Source organism: Clostridium sp. AM54-37XD (assembly GCF_003478225.1).
Lineage (GTDB): Bacteria > Bacillota > Clostridia > Lachnospirales > Lachnospiraceae > Coprococcus > Coprococcus ammoniilyticus.
This window is the reverse complement of the sequence record NZ_QUEV01000001.1, coordinates 194194-208184: the sequence shown is the minus strand read 5'-3', so window position 1 is coordinate 208184 and position 13991 is coordinate 194194. Positions and strand designations below refer to the sequence as shown.

Sequence of the window (13991 nt, the reverse complement as noted above, 5' to 3'; positions counted from 1 at the left end):
TGTTACCGGTGCCTGTTTCGATTATGTAGATAAGTTATCAGGATGTTATTATTGTTTGTTAAAGCTGTAAACCTCGGCAATCTCGCTGATGGAGACATAGGCTTTATCGTCAAGTTCATGGACAATATTCTTCATCTTTCCAATCTGGAAACGGTTTACAACAATGTAGATCATGGTCTTTTCCTGATCCGAATAGAAGCCCTTTGCATCGATCATCGTTATACCGCAGGAAAATGTATCCGAGAGTTCCTGACAGATTTCCTGTGGCTTCGTTGTAATGATATAGGCGGCTTTGGAACGGTCAATACCTTCTACGATAAAGTCGATAGTCTTAAGTGCAGCCATATATGTAACGATGGAATAGAGAGGCAGGATCCAACTGTTCAGGATAATGCCACAGATGATATAAAGCATTACATTATATGCCATAACAAAGGTTCCGACGGTGATGCCAAGCGTTTGGCAAATATGATCGCAAGTGTCTCGATACCATCCATTGCACCGCCAAAACGGATCGCAAGTCCGCTTCCCGCACCGGAGATCAGACCGCCAAAGAGTGCGCACAGAAGCAGATCGGAGCCTGCAAGCGGAGATACAAATCGGACATCGACAGGAAGGACATCTGTAATCAACCATGCACCCAGAGAGTAGATCGCAACTACATAGATCGCATAGATGGTGAAGGTAGATCCCTGCTTTTTCCAGCCATATAAGAATAGTGGAATATTTAAAATAATAAGGAAAACAGAAAGTGACAGGTGTTCCGGAGTGATCTGACTTAGCAGCATGGAAGTACCGGATATGCCACTGTCATAGAGATTAACAGGACTTAAAAATATCGTAATACCGAAGGCATTGATAAGCCCGGCAATGGTCAGCCCGAGGATATTTTTCCAGTGTAGGGAACGAAAGATGGTTTTTAGTTTATTCATATAAAAGCCTCCTGTTCTGTTATATACATTTTTTACTATGGTCAAATATTACACGAGAAAATCATTGATTACAAGAGAATCGTGCTTAATTTAATTAAATCTTTACTGGAAGTTTATTGTTTCCTTGCATTCGTATTTGTCAGAGAGTAAGATAGACTCATATATTATGTGATATTAGAGGAAATAGAATAATATGAAAAATGTTTCAGAAATTATAAATCAAGGAAATAAAAATGCAGAGCTTCCGGCATGGTTAAATATGCGGCATGCATGGAGTGCCAGTGATGCAAAGCGGGATGAAGGGTTGGCATATCCGGATAATGTAATTCAGATCAAGAATTTGGACTATAAAAAAGAGCCGGATCATCAGAAGTGGTGTGAGGCAGTTGAATTATTAGCTTCACAGAGAACTATGGGGGAAAAGACATCGGAAAAGTATAGTCGGATTTTCTATTATAATGAACCGGACGATGCTTCGAATCTTGATTCTGAACGTTATGCATCAAACAGTTTATTTGATATATATTATCCGGCTGAGTTGGATGCACAGACATCATATCCGGTGATCGTCAGCGTTCATGGCGGTGGATGGTTTTATGGAGATAAAGAGCTGTATAGTTATTATTGCTGCCATCTGGCATCAAAGGGATTTGCGGTTGTGAATTTTAATTACCGGCTGGCACCTCAGAACAAATATCCGGCAGCAATTGAAGATGTGGCATATCTTATCCGATATATTCATGAGAATGCAGGTGTGCTTCATCTGGATATGGAAAAGTTTTATATGCTGGGGGATTCAGCAGGAGCACAGCTTACGGCAAATTACTGTATTATTGCCGGGAATGCAGCGTATCGGAACAAGCTGGATTTCTTTACATATGACAGACTTCCAAAGGCTGTGTGTCTGAATTGCGGAGCATATGAGATGGACAAGCGGGAGGATAATATTTCCGACTGGTATATGAAGAACGAAGATGGAAGTTATGCAGTATCTGAAGAGCAGAGAAAGCTGTTCCTTTCACAGCTTGAGTATCTGACGAAAGATTTTCCACCGGCATATCTGATGTACAGTGTAAATGATGATCTGAGATTTCAGACCATTTATCTGGATGAACGAATGGAGAAGCTGGGTATCCGGCATGTGATCCGGTCATTTGGAGAGAAACATCCGGACAGCGGACATGTATTTCACATTAATCTGAAAAACCCGGAAGGCGTACAGTGCAATGAGGAAGAATGTGCATGGTTCCGTCAGTATGAATAAGTACATGGCGGTTCATATAGAAAGTATATGCATTTGTAAGACTTGAAAAAATATGAAATGAAATTTGGAGTATAAGAAAATGGCAGAAGGTTGTAATCATAATTGTAGTAGTTGTGGAGAGAGTTGTTCATCAAGAACCGCTCCTCAGAGTTTACTTGAAGTACCACATGAAGGAACAAAGATCAAACATATCATAGCAGTTATCAGTGGAAAAGGCGGTGTCGGAAAATCATCCGTAACGACATTCCTTGCGGTTACCTTGAATCGTCTTGGTTATAAGACTGCGGTTCTGGATGCAGATATTACCGGACCTTCGATTCCGACAGCATTTGGAATAAATGAAGAACCGGAGAGAGGCGACGATTTCCTGTATGCGGTTGAAACAAAGACCGGAATCAAGATGATGTCGATCAATCTGTTGATCGAAGATCAGACAGCACCGGTTATCTGGCGTGGTCCGATCATCGCGGGAGCAGTAAAACAGTTTTATACGGATGTTGTCTGGGGAGACATTGATTATATGCTGGTTGATTGTCCGCCCGGAACCGGAGATGTACCGCTTACGGTATTTCAGTCTCTGCCGGTGGATGGGGCAGTTATTGTTACAACACCTCAGGATCTGGTGTCTCTTATTGTGGAGAAGGCAGTCCGTATGGCAGACGATATGGGAATCCGTATCTTAGGTCTGGTTGAGAATATGTCATATTTCAAATGCCCGGATTGCGGCAAAGAACACAGCATCTTCGGTGAGAGTAAAGTAGAGGAGATACAGGATCGTTTCGGTATCGAGACGGTCGTAAAGCTTCCGATCGACCCGGCACTTGCCGGCTTGATGGATGAAGGTAAGATCGAGGATATGCCGGAATCAAAGCTGAAGGAATTCGCACAGACGATCGTGGGAAAGATAGGATGAAAGAATAAATACAGGAGGTATGGATGGGGTATAAGAAAACAGATGCGTTGATGAGACATTTGCGAGACAGTGGAATTGCAATATATGGACCTAAACAAAAACGTCAGCTAATAAATACAGGATATTTTCATGGATATAAAGGATATCGTTTTTTTGGGAATGCAAATAAAAGATTGCCATTTACATCTTATGATGAAGTCTATGCTACAATACAATATGATTCGGATTTAAAAGCTTTATTATATGGGAAAATGATGTTTATAGAGACCGCAGTCAAGAATATAGCATTGGAAAGTATATTGGTAAATGCAAATTCAGAATCAATACAAGATATGTATGATAAAGTTGTAAGTGGCTATAATAATGCACCAAAATCTGCAACTGTAGAGCAGAGAAGAAAATTGCAGCAGAATAAATTGAATTTACAGAATTCAATTCAATCCAGTCTGGCAAATGCTTATAAAAAGAATAATCCAAGAATCACACATTTTTATAATAATGTTGGCTATTCAGATGTTCCAATCTGGGCATTGTTTGAAATTATGACAATGGGAGATCTGGGTTATTTATTGTCATGTCTTACATATAGTGTTCGAGATGATATTTCAAAAAGATTATCAATAAATGTATCTTGTGATACAGATCGACAGTTGATATATAAGTATATTTATACATTAAAGGATCTGCGTAATGCCATAGCACACAATTCTGTAGTTTTCGATACCAGATTTAGAAATATTGATCCGACAAGTGCAATGAAACAGTGTCTTAAAATTGAAGTAGGGTTACCATATGTAAATTTTAAAACCATTGGTGATTATATAATTCTTATGTGCTATTATATGAAATTGCTAAGGGTGTCAAAGACGGAGATTAAGTTATTTATCCGAGAGTTTGAGAAAATTACAGAAAAATATAGACAATCAGTTAATTCTGATGTTGCAGCAATGGTAATTCATCCGGATCTGAATTCAAGAATGAACATATTGAAAAATTATATCTAAAACTTGCATTTTTTCAATGCCTATTGTATATTATAAATACTAATTGGGGTATGCATTTGCGGATGCATACTTAAAAGAGTCGGAGCAATCCGGCTCTTTTGCGTTATAATAGACGATATATAGAATCTGTAATATATATGAAAATATGATTGAAAAAAACGTCTAAATAGTGGAAAATGTGTATAGTATCAGTTATAGACAGGTCGGGAATTATGAAACTTAGAAAATTACTGGAAAGCTGCCACCTGTGTCCGAGAAAATGCGGGGTGAACCGCATAAACGGACAGACAGGGGCATGTAATGAAACATTATCAATATCAGCCGCAAGGGCGGCATTGCATATGTGGGAGGAGCCTTGCATTTCCGGAGAGAACGGATCGGGTGCGGTATTCTTTTCCGGGTGTTCACTTGGATGTGCATATTGCCAAAACCATGATATATCCGGGGGCTTGAATGGAAAAGAGATCACGATAAAGCGCTTATCGGAAATCTTCTTTGAGTTAAAAGAGCAGGGAGCCAATAATATCAATCTGGTAACGCCGGATCATTTTATTCCTCAGATCATAGAGGCAATCGATATGGCAAAGGAGCAGGGGTTCAATCTTCCGTTTGTCTATAATTGCAGTGGGTATGAGGATATCGAAGCTTTGAAGCTGTTAGATGGATACATTGACATTTACCTGCCCGATTTTAAATATATGTCGGCAGAACTGGCGGCGAGATACAGTCGCGCACCGGATTATCCGGAGGTGGCGAAAATGGCACTGGCGGAGATGGTACGTCAGGTAGGAGGCGATCAGACGACATTTGACGAGGATGGCATCATGAAGCGAGGTGTTATCGTCCGTCATCTGGAGCTTCCGGGATGTATCGAGGATTCCAAGGCGGTTATCCGTTATTTATATAAAACATATGGAAATAATATTTACATCAGCATTATGAACCAGTATACGCCGATGGAGGGGATCGGTGAGAAGTTCCCGGAACTGAACCGCAAACTGACAGAGCGGGAATATGATGAACTGGTTGATTATGCGATCTCGATCGGCGTAGAAAATGGTTTCATCCAGGAAGGGGAAACGGCATCAGAAAGTTTTATACCTCCATTTACAAATGAAGGGGTATGATGCAGAAATGTCCAGTATATCAATTGTAACAGATCAGATGAAAATATCTGGTTTAAAATAAAAAAGGAAAGGAAGATGGGAGTATGAAAAACATCTTAAAGCAGGCGGCAATGAGTATTTTACTTGTTGCGCTGGTGTGTTCTTTCTGTATAACACCTGCAATGGCAGCGACAGAGTTTATCGGAGAGACAAAAGAAAACAGTGCAGTTGTTTCAGATGAAAGTGCAGAACTTGCTGCAAGTTCAGGCTGGGTAAAGAAGAGTTCCGGCCGTTTTGAATATTACAGCAAGGCAGGCAAGGTAACGAAGAAGCTGGTGAAGAAGAATGGGTTCTTCCGTTATTATCTGAAAAAGAATGGCAAATGGAAAGCGCAGAAAAAGGTATGGGTGACAATCTCACATAACCAGTATTATGCGAACGCAAAAGGCAAGGTCACCACGATCTACTATGGTGCCAGCAAAAAGGCAAAGCGGTATTCCGGTGGTAAATGGAAGTATGTGAAGAATGATACTTTGCGTCTGGCAAATGGGAACGTGTATTATTTCAGTGCAAATGGTATCCGTCAGACGAAGCATAGCTGGTATAAGATCAATGATAATCGTCATGTTCTGGTCGGCGAAAAGGGTTCCGATACCGTAGATTATCTGTTGAAGAAGGATCGCGGTGCATGGAAATGTTATGTCAGCACAAAGAAAGGCTGGGATAAGTTCAGAAGCAAGTGGGCACAGGCATATGGCAAGATCTATTACTTTGATGCAACCGGAAAGGCATCCAGAATCTACTATGTGGAGTCCATGAAATGCTATGAATACAAAAATGGCAAATATGTAATGTGGAGAAATACAACAAAATACATTGGTAAATATCTGTTGTATTTTGGTTCCGATGGTGTACGTGTTACCAAATCCGGTTGGTATAGGATATCATCAGATAAAGAGATTTATGTAAATTCACAGGGAATTGTTACGGATTCCAGAACACCTGTAAAAGAAACAACCGGACATTCTGCAACCGGCTGGTATACGATCAAGCTTAGTAATGGCAGTACAAAGCAGGTATATGGATATTTTGATTATGATGCAGAAAATACGATCATCCGTCAGTTAAATGCATACAGAAAGGCAAATGGTCTTAATGAATTGACAAGATCACAGAGCCTGATGAATTCTGCAAGAGTACGAGCATATGAGTGTTCTTATTCCTTCTCACATACAAGACCGAATGGTACGCAGTGTTTTACTGCTTCATCAGAAATGAATGGCGAAAATATTGCAGCCGGATATCCTTCTGCAGATGCAGCAATGACAGCCTGGAAAAATTCACCGGGACATGATGCAAATATGAAATTGTCACTATTCAGTAAAATTGGTGTTGGTGTATTTGTAGCAGTATCCAGTGATAATTGTGGATATAAATATTACTACGTTCAGAACTTTGGTATTTAGAAACAGATTGTATATTTTATTCATAAAGTAAAAGGTACTTCAGAATGTTTAACATAATTTGTATGACATTCTGAAGTACCTTTATTTTTATAAGCCTGCTTTTATAAGGTCATTTTCATCAGAAAAAGTAATGCAGTTATACAAGAATAAAACCTGATCGTAGTCTTCGACGTTTACCAGATTGCTGATAGATTGATTTGTGTACCGGAGATCGATCATGGTCACGGTATCGTAGTTGTTGATTAGAAACTGCATCATGGAATTGGCATAGCTGTCCTTGATCACCAGAATGGAACGCTTGTCAGTTCCGGCTGTATCTTTTGGATCGGATGCAGCTTCTGCAGTCGTTGTGTTGTTTCGATGGAGCGTTGCAACCGCTACGTTCTGTCCGGTATAGGATGCGTATTTGTCTTTTACGTCCAGATAGTCACGGAAGAAAATGGAGTCATAGGAAGCTTCTTTATCAAGTCCATTCGAGGTTGTCATGGATGGTGTTGCACTATTATCTGCCAGAGTGTAGAAATCAATCTCATCTTTTGTAACAGACTGATCTAAGGTCTTTGAGAACAGGGTTCCCTGAAATTCTGTGCTGGCGGTTTCCTTTGTAAAATCCTTCAATTCATAAGGAGTATATCCAAGTTCTGCTCCGGCAGACTGATATGCATAATATGCACCGAGGGATGTCCAGTGGTGGTCGGTACGATAATAGATATACTCGCTATCATGTTCCTTTAATGTATTATATATATTGATCGGTGTCACACCGGATAGTTCGTTATAACAGGATTCGATCATGTCTTTTTCATCAACTGATACATTCTTAACAGCCGAAGGCAGCAGGGAATCTCCATAGACACCGACAGAGGTCGGACACAGCATGAAGTAGGTTGGAATCTCCGAATGCTTTGCAGCGAAGCTGTTAATGACAGCAAGATTTGTATGGATCTTATCAGCATCATATGCCGCACCGATATCGTCATAATCTGAAAGTACCTGCAGCATCTGGTCGTTTTTCGTATATACCGTTGAGATCTCGGTTTTTCCCATCAAGCGTTCAGAATCGTTCATGGCTGATATCCATTGTTCGCGACCATAGAATCGGTCGGAGAACCAGGAATCAAAACCGTTCATAAATGTCTCATCCTTGATGGAAGAAAGATTGACGGTTGGAAATTCCGACAGATAACGATTTTCATTTTCGGAAAAAGGCGCTTTCTCTTTTGGCAGCTTAAAAAGTGTCAAAATGGGAAGAACAATGATGATACATGCAAATATGATAATTCCGATTTTTTTATGCATAAGGGCTCACCTCTAAAAATTAAAGTACAAAAATGGGTTATAGCTTGCATTGACAAGGTAGGCGGTGGAAAGCAGCATCAGAATCGCCATCAAAATGACGCTTCCGTAATTGCCGACAGCCGGAACTTTGTCTGCGAGCTTAATAGCCAGCTTCTTTGGCAGATCCGTAGAACCGATGATCGCAATGATGAATAACAATCCGAAGTTCACAAGGATATATATGGTATAACTGTCGTAGAAGCTACTGCCAAAGCGGAACATCCGTCCCATATAGGAGAATGCCTGTGCGATCGTTGATGTATCAAAGAGTACCCATCCAAGCATGACGAGGACGATCGCATAAACACGTTTTATAATAGAAGGAATCTTTGTAAAGATATCCTGCTTTCCTGCTTTTGTCAGAGCAGTTGTAACCAGCTTTTCTATAATGATCAGAACACCGTACAGAGAACCCCACAGAATGAAGTTCCAGCTTGCACCATGCCAGACACCGGTTAAGAACCAGACGACTGCGGTATTGAAGATTGTGCGTGCAAGTCCTTTACGGCTGCCACCCAGAGGAAAATAGACATAGCTCTTGAACCAGCCGGAGAGGGTCATATGCCATCTGCGCCAGAATTCACTGATACTCTTCGACATATACGGATAATTGAAATTTTCCGGGAAATGGAAACCGAGCATCTTACCCAGACCGATCGCCATATCAGAATAACCGGAAAAATCAAAATAGATCTGTAAGGTATAAGCGGCAATACCAAGCCATGCGGTTGCAACCGGAAGCTCGGATAAGTCCATAGCTTTGACATTTGTCCAGACAACACCGATATTATTTGCGATCAGAACCTTCTTGCCAAGACCGACCGCGAAGCGGAGAATACCATCCCAGATCAGGTCGATGTCGATCACACGTTCATTCAGCTCGGCAGCTACATCTTCATAACGAACGATCGGACCTGCTACGATCTGTGGGAACAGCGTGACAAAGGCTGCAAAGGTGATCGGATTCTTCTGAACAGAGATGTTCTTCCGGTACAGGTCGATCGTATATGACATGGACTGGAAGGTAAAGAAGCTGATACCGATCGGAAGCAGAGAGGTCGGTGAACCATAGTGCGTTCCGAATATGTTATTAATATTTTCTATGATAAAATTGCTGTATTTGAAAAAGCCAAGCAAAGACAGATTCATGACCATCGATACGATCAGTGCAAGCTTTCGAAGTGCCTGACGGTCGCCTGCCTTATAAATGACCAGACCTGCAAAATAATCGATCATCGTCGATGCGATCAGTACAAATACATAGATTGGTTCGCCCCATGCATAGAAGAACAGACCGCTGATCAGGATGAACAGATTCCGTAACTGCTTCGGGACAATATAATAGATAACCAGTGTAACCGGTAAAAAAATATATAAAAATGTCAAACTGGAAAAGACCATGTGATACCCCAACTAACTTCATTATTATGTCGACTTCTGTCGCCGTAACAATTATAAAGTTAACGTATGGTAGTGTCAATCAGATTAAATATTAAATATTTGTGAGAAACCGGCTAAGAAACGGGAAAATATATAGATTGTGTGCATAGTTACAATACCGGCAGGCATATACAGATATACAGCAGTATTAAGACTACCAATATAGGATTTTAAGGAGATGAGAAAAAATCAGCCCATGTGAAACCATGTGACTATATAAAAGAACTGCCTTACTTAGACTCGTTGTGGTTTCTATGATCTGCATATACGTGATTCGCAAATGTTCCTGTGCCAACTCGCCTTTCAGGCTCAGACAGGCACCCACATTTGCTCGTATATGCATCTCATTACGAAATCCTCACTAATGTCTTAGTAAGGCAGTTCTTTTATATAGATTGTATAGTTTCACATGGGTGTCCGTCTATCGGATAGCGTCCTTCATGCGCTTTACATAGTCTTTGATGTAAGGCACGCAGTCCCTGCCATATTTGGCGCAGAGCTTGACAATGGCAGAGCCGACGATCACACCATCAGCATGAGCAGCCATTTCCTTCGCCTGCTCCGGTGTGGAGATTCCGAAGCCGATCGCACACGGAGTATCCGTTACGGCTTTGACCAGCTTGGTCATAGCATCGATATCGGTCGTGATCTTGCTTCTTGTTCCGGTAACACCGAGAGAAGAAACACAGTAGATAAATCCATTTGCTTCTTTTGCGATCATGCTGATCCGGTCATGGGAGGTTGGTGCGATCATGGATACCAGATCCAGATCATACTTCTTACAGATGCCGTCGAACTCATCCTTTTCTTCGTAAGGGATATCCGGCAGGATCAGTCCGTCAATGCCGATCTCCTTACAAATGCCGATAAATTTTTCAGAGCCGTAAGAGAAGACAACATTTGCATAAGTCATAAATACCATAGGGATGGTAACTGTCTTACGGAGCTTTCTTATAAGGTCAAATACATCATTTGTCGTAACATGGTTTGCGAGTGCGCGGATATTTGCACCCTGGATAACAGGGCCTTCTGCGGTTGGATCTGAGAATGGGATACCAAGTTCGATCAGGTCTGCACCTGCTTCTACCATGGCATATACGATCTGTTCTGTTGTTTCAAGATCAGGGTCACCACATGTAACAAATGGGATGAACGCCTTTCCGTTTTTGAATGCATTTTTAATATTACTCATAGAGATCCTCCCCTCTGTATCTGGCGATGGCGGCAACGTCCTTATCGCCTCGTCCTGAAATGTTAATAACCATGATCTGGTCTTTGTCCATCTGTGGTGCAAGCTTCATTGCATAGGCAACTGCATGAGCACTCTCGATCGCAGGGATAACACCCTCGATCTTGGACAGATATTCAAATGCATCAACAGCTTCATCATCTGTAACAGCGACATATTCTGCTCTGCCGATGTCATGCAGGTATGCATGTTCCGGTCCGATTCCCGGATAGTCAAGACCTGCGGAAATAGAATAAACCGGTGCGATCTGTCCGAATTCATCCTGACAGAAGTAGGACTTCATACCGTGGAAGATACCAAGTCTTCCGGTGTTGATCGTTGCGGCTGTCTCAAATGTATCAATTCCACGTCCGGCTGCTTCACATCCGATCAGACGAACGCTCTTATCCGGAATAAAGTTATAGAATGCGCCGATCGCATTGGAACCGCCACCGACACAGGCGAGAACTGCATCCGGCAGTCTGCCTTCCTTCTCCATAAGCTGTTCCTTGATCTCCTTGCTGATAACAGCCTGAAAATCACGAACCATCTCAGGGAAAGGATAAGGTCCCATAACAGAACCAAGAACATAATGAGTATCTTCAATTCTGGAAGTCCATTCACGGAAGGTTTCGGAAACGGCATCCTTTAATGTACCGGTACCGGTTTCTACCGGGTGAACCTTTGCACCTAATAATCGCATACGGTAAACATTTAATGCCTGACGGATGGTATCTTCCTTACCCATGAAGATCTCACATTCCATACCCATCATGGCAGCAACTGTAGCAGTTGCAACACCGTGCTGACCGGCTCCTGTCTCAGCGATAACTCTTGTCTTACCCATTCGTTTTGCAAGGAGCATCTGACCGATAACATTGTTGATCTTATGTGCTCCGGTGTGATTCAAGTCCTCACGCTTCAGGTAGATCTTTGCACCACCGAGATCCTCTGTCATTCTCTTGGCATAGTACAGACGGCTAGGTCTGCCGGCGTATTCATTTAACATTTCTGTCAGCTCCCGGTTGAATTCCGGGTCATCTTTGTATTTCTTATATGCTTCTTCAAGCTCAAGCATGGCGTTCATCAGTGTTTCCGGTATGTACTGTCCGCCATGGATTCCAAAACGTCCTTTTGACATATATGTTTCCTCCTGTATGTGTTGTTTCTATATTATAAAATATCATTAATGCTTTCAAATAAAGTTCGTTGTTCCTGCAGAAACAGGATCCGGTTCTATCCTATAGCTTCACCCCGTAACCATGCAAATGCGGCTTTCTTATCAGGGCTTCGCATAAAGGTTTCTCCGATCAATACTGCATCTGTGCCATTTCCCTTTAAACGGTCGATGTCCTCCGGTGTGCGGATGCCGCTTTCGGATACATAGACGACCGGTTTACCATTTATCGAATCCGGGATCAATGTCCGAAGTCTTACACTGTTCATGATGTCAACGGTAAAGGTCTTCAGATCACGGTTATTTACACCGATAATGTCTGCGCCGATCGCGATCGCCCGTCTGGCTTCTTTTTCGTCATGTGCTTCTACCAGAACGGACAGCCCGAGGCTTGTTGCAAGCTCGTAATAGCTTTTGAGCTGCTCGTCGGTAAGGATCGCACAGATCAGAAGGATCGCAGAGGCACCGATCACCTTTGCTTCATAGATCATATAAGGATCGACGGTGAAATCCTTCCGCAGGATCGGAGTGGATATTGATTCATGGATCGCTGTCAGATATTCGTTGCTTCCCTGAAAATAAAAAGGTTCGGTCAGCACGGATATGGCGGAAGCACCGGCGGCTTCATATTCTTTCGCAATCTCGATATATGGGAAATCCGGTGCAATCAGTCCTTTGGAAGGGGAAGCCTTTTTTACTTCGCAGATAAAGGAGATTCCCGCTTTGCCAGATTGTCGCGGAAAGGAAAAACGGTATAAGGTCTTGTTCCGTTCTCTGTTTCCTTTTCTACGATCGCAAGAGCTTTTGCCTTCATTTCTTCAAATGGGATCTGTTCTTTGCATCCGGTAACCCGTTCTTTTGTTTTTGCTGCTATTTCATCTAAGATCATATATATTCCTCCATAGCGGCCCGGAGATTGAAGGTTCCGGGTCGGTTATGTGTTTTGCTTTTACAAATAATTAAGCGTTTGTTGCTACTATAAAGTCTTCCAGCTTCTTCAGACCGCTGCCATTTGCCAGAATATCGGCTGCAAGGGCGAAGCCTTCTTCAAGTGAGATCCGGTTTGTGATATGCAAAGCCGCACCGGCATTTAAGATAACGGCTGTACGTTTGCCATCTGTGATCTTGCCGGATAAGATATCCTTTGTGATCTGTGCATTTTCTTCCGGTGTGCCACCGACCAGTTCGGCTTTGTCACAGAGGGTGAAGCCGTATGCGGTTGGGTCTAAGGTATAGGTGTTAAATGTACCATCGTTGAATTCACATACAGTTGTTGTTGTAACCGCTGAGATTTCATCCAGACCGTCGTTTCCATGAACGACCATACCACGTTTTACACCGAGGTTGCTAAGTACTTTTGCAAGCGGATCAACGAGGGAGGCATCATAGACACCGAGTAACTGAAGATTTGCTTTTGCCGGATTTGCAAGAGGTCCTAAGATATTGAATACTGTAGGAATCTTGATCTCTTTTCTTGGAGCGCCGACAAATCGCATTGCTGTGTGATATTTCTGTGCAAATAAGAAGCAGGTACCAAGATCCTTCAGACAGGCTTCGCTGACTTTACAGTCTGCTGCGATGTTGACGCCAAGGGCTTCCAGGCAGTCGGCTGTTCCGCATTTGCTGGATGCTGCACGGTTGCCATGCTTTGCCACCTTACCACCGCCTGCGGCTGTTACTAATGAGGAAACAGTTGAGATGTTAAAGGTTCCTGCGCAGTCTCCACCGGTTCCTACGATGTCGATCTCCTCATCGACATCCGGTGTAAATTCACCACAGTGTTTTCTCATGATCTCAGCAAATGCTGTGATCTCATCGATCGTTTCACCTTTAATATGAAGTGCTGTTAAGAAGCTTCCAATCTGTGCCTGTGTTGCTTCTCCACTCATAATTTCATCCATAACGGCTGCTGCCATTTCTTTGTCAAGATCCTTACCATTAACAACTGCTGCGATTGCTTCTATAATCATATTCATATCCTCCTTGAATGTATGTTCTAATAAACATTTGCGAATCCTATAAAGTATATTCATGATTAAACATTCTGACTTGCCAAAACAGTGGCATTTGAGACCGCCGGTTCTTGATGGTGCGTTAGCAGCATCTTAGTACCGCTGCAGGTC

Annotated in this window: 13 protein-coding genes and 1 pseudogene; 5 read left to right on the top strand and 9 right to left on the bottom strand. The window is 42.3% G+C overall.

Annotated features, from left to right (window positions below; genetic code table 11):
* Positions 1-48: 48 nt before the first annotated feature.
* Together DXA07_RS13220 and DXA07_RS00900 are read right to left on the bottom strand one after the other, a co-directional pair.
* Positions 49-174 carry a DUF2179 domain-containing protein gene (locus DXA07_RS13220; protein ID WP_243015397.1) on the bottom strand — a complete coding sequence of 42 codons (126 nt, stop codon included), beginning with the start codon at positions 172-174 and terminating at the stop codon, positions 49-51.
* Positions 175-303: 129 nt separating this feature from the next.
* Positions 304-932: pseudogene (locus DXA07_RS00900) on the bottom strand (YitT family protein); the annotation flags it as partial.
* Between the two features lie 193 nt (positions 933-1125).
* Here DXA07_RS00900 and DXA07_RS00895 point away from each other — a divergent pair.
* The 5 genes from DXA07_RS00895 (at position 1126) to DXA07_RS00875 (ending at position 6685) form a co-directional block, all read left to right on the top strand.
* Positions 1126-2196, top strand: coding sequence for an alpha/beta hydrolase (locus tag DXA07_RS00895; RefSeq protein WP_117807930.1), 1071 nt, complete (start codon positions 1126-1128; stop codon positions 2194-2196).
* Between the two features lie 79 nt (positions 2197-2275).
* On the top strand, positions 2276-3109 hold the full coding sequence (locus tag DXA07_RS00890) for an Mrp/NBP35 family ATP-binding protein (RefSeq protein ID WP_118482926.1): 834 nt from the start codon (positions 2276-2278) through the stop codon (positions 3107-3109).
* A 23-nt stretch (positions 3110-3132) separates the two neighbouring features.
* Positions 3133-4113, top strand: a complete 981-nt coding sequence (locus DXA07_RS00885) for an Abi family protein (protein ID WP_117807926.1) — start codon at positions 3133-3135, stop codon at positions 4111-4113.
* Positions 4114-4325: 212 nt separating this feature from the next.
* Entirely contained in the window at positions 4326-5240 is a 915-nt protein-coding gene (locus tag DXA07_RS00880; RefSeq protein WP_117807924.1) for a radical SAM protein, read from the top strand.
* An 83-nt stretch (positions 5241-5323) separates the two neighbouring features.
* Complete coding sequence (locus DXA07_RS00875; protein ID WP_117807922.1) at positions 5324-6685, top strand: CAP domain-containing protein; 1362 nt, start codon at positions 5324-5326, stop codon at positions 6683-6685.
* 87 nt (positions 6686-6772) lie between these two features.
* Here the strand turns inward: DXA07_RS00875 and DXA07_RS00870 are convergent, their stop codons facing one another.
* The 7 genes from DXA07_RS00870 to trpD form a co-directional block, all read right to left on the bottom strand.
* On the bottom strand, positions 6773-7984 hold the full coding sequence (locus DXA07_RS00870) for a DHHW family protein (RefSeq protein ID WP_117807920.1): 1212 nt from the start codon (positions 7982-7984) through the stop codon (positions 6773-6775).
* 12 nt (positions 7985-7996) lie between these two features.
* Positions 7997-9424: an MBOAT family O-acyltransferase gene (locus tag DXA07_RS00865; RefSeq protein ID WP_118482924.1), complete on the bottom strand. Its 1428-nt coding sequence runs from the start codon at positions 9422-9424 to the stop codon at positions 7997-7999.
* Between the two features lie 460 nt (positions 9425-9884).
* Entirely contained in the window at positions 9885-10655 is a 771-nt protein-coding gene (gene trpA / locus DXA07_RS00860) for a tryptophan synthase subunit alpha (protein ID WP_118482922.1), read from the bottom strand.
* Complete coding sequence (gene trpB / locus DXA07_RS00855) at positions 10648-11832, bottom strand: tryptophan synthase subunit beta (RefSeq protein WP_118482920.1); 1185 nt, start codon at positions 11830-11832, stop codon at positions 10648-10650. The genes trpA and trpB overlap by 8 nt, the downstream gene beginning before the upstream one ends.
* Positions 11833-11927: 95 nt before the next feature.
* Positions 11928-12584, bottom strand: coding sequence for an indole-3-glycerol phosphate synthase TrpC (trpC, locus tag DXA07_RS00850; RefSeq protein ID WP_348980721.1), 657 nt, complete (start codon positions 12582-12584; stop codon positions 11928-11930).
* Entirely contained in the window at positions 12563-12757 is a 195-nt protein-coding gene (locus DXA07_RS13845) for a hypothetical protein (protein ID WP_348980712.1), read from the bottom strand. Before DXA07_RS13845 ends, trpC begins: the two co-directional genes overlap by 22 nt.
* 70 nt (positions 12758-12827) lie before the next feature.
* Positions 12828-13838, bottom strand: a complete 1011-nt coding sequence (gene trpD, locus DXA07_RS00845; RefSeq protein ID WP_118482918.1) for an anthranilate phosphoribosyltransferase — start codon at positions 13836-13838, stop codon at positions 12828-12830.
* Between the last annotated feature and the right edge of the window lie 153 nt (positions 13839-13991).

Excerpts from the sequence above, each read along its gene's own strand:
- DXA07_RS13220 (WP_243015397.1), bottom strand. The coding sequence starts at position 174 with ATGATCTACATTGTTGTAAACCGTTTCCAGATTGGAAAGATGAAGAAT.
- DXA07_RS00895 (WP_117807930.1), top strand. The coding sequence starts at position 1,126 with ATGAAAAATGTTTCAGAAATTATAAATCAAGGAAATAAAAATGCAGAG.
- DXA07_RS00890 (WP_118482926.1), top strand. The coding sequence starts at position 2,276 with ATGGCAGAAGGTTGTAATCATAATTGTAGTAGTTGTGGAGAGAGTTGT.
- DXA07_RS00885 (WP_117807926.1), top strand. The coding sequence starts at position 3,133 with ATGGGGTATAAGAAAACAGATGCGTTGATGAGACATTTGCGAGACAGT.
- DXA07_RS00880 (WP_117807924.1), top strand. The coding sequence starts at position 4,326 with ATGAAACTTAGAAAATTACTGGAAAGCTGCCACCTGTGTCCGAGAAAA.
- DXA07_RS00875 (WP_117807922.1), top strand. The coding sequence starts at position 5,324 with ATGAAAAACATCTTAAAGCAGGCGGCAATGAGTATTTTACTTGTTGCG.
- DXA07_RS00870 (WP_117807920.1), bottom strand. The coding sequence starts at position 7,984 with ATGCATAAAAAAATCGGAATTATCATATTTGCATGTATCATCATTGTT.
- DXA07_RS00865 (WP_118482924.1), bottom strand. The coding sequence starts at position 9,424 with ATGGTCTTTTCCAGTTTGACATTTTTATATATTTTTTTACCGGTTACA.
- trpA (WP_118482922.1), bottom strand. The coding sequence starts at position 10,655 with ATGAGTAATATTAAAAATGCATTCAAAAACGGAAAGGCGTTCATCCCA.
- trpB (WP_118482920.1), bottom strand. The coding sequence starts at position 11,832 with ATGTCAAAAGGACGTTTTGGAATCCATGGCGGACAGTACATACCGGAA.
- DXA07_RS13845 (WP_348980712.1), bottom strand. The coding sequence starts at position 12,757 with ATGATCTTAGATGAAATAGCAGCAAAAACAAAAGAACGGGTTACCGGA.
- trpD (WP_118482918.1), bottom strand. The coding sequence starts at position 13,838 with ATGATTATAGAAGCAATCGCAGCAGTTGTTAATGGTAAGGATCTTGAC.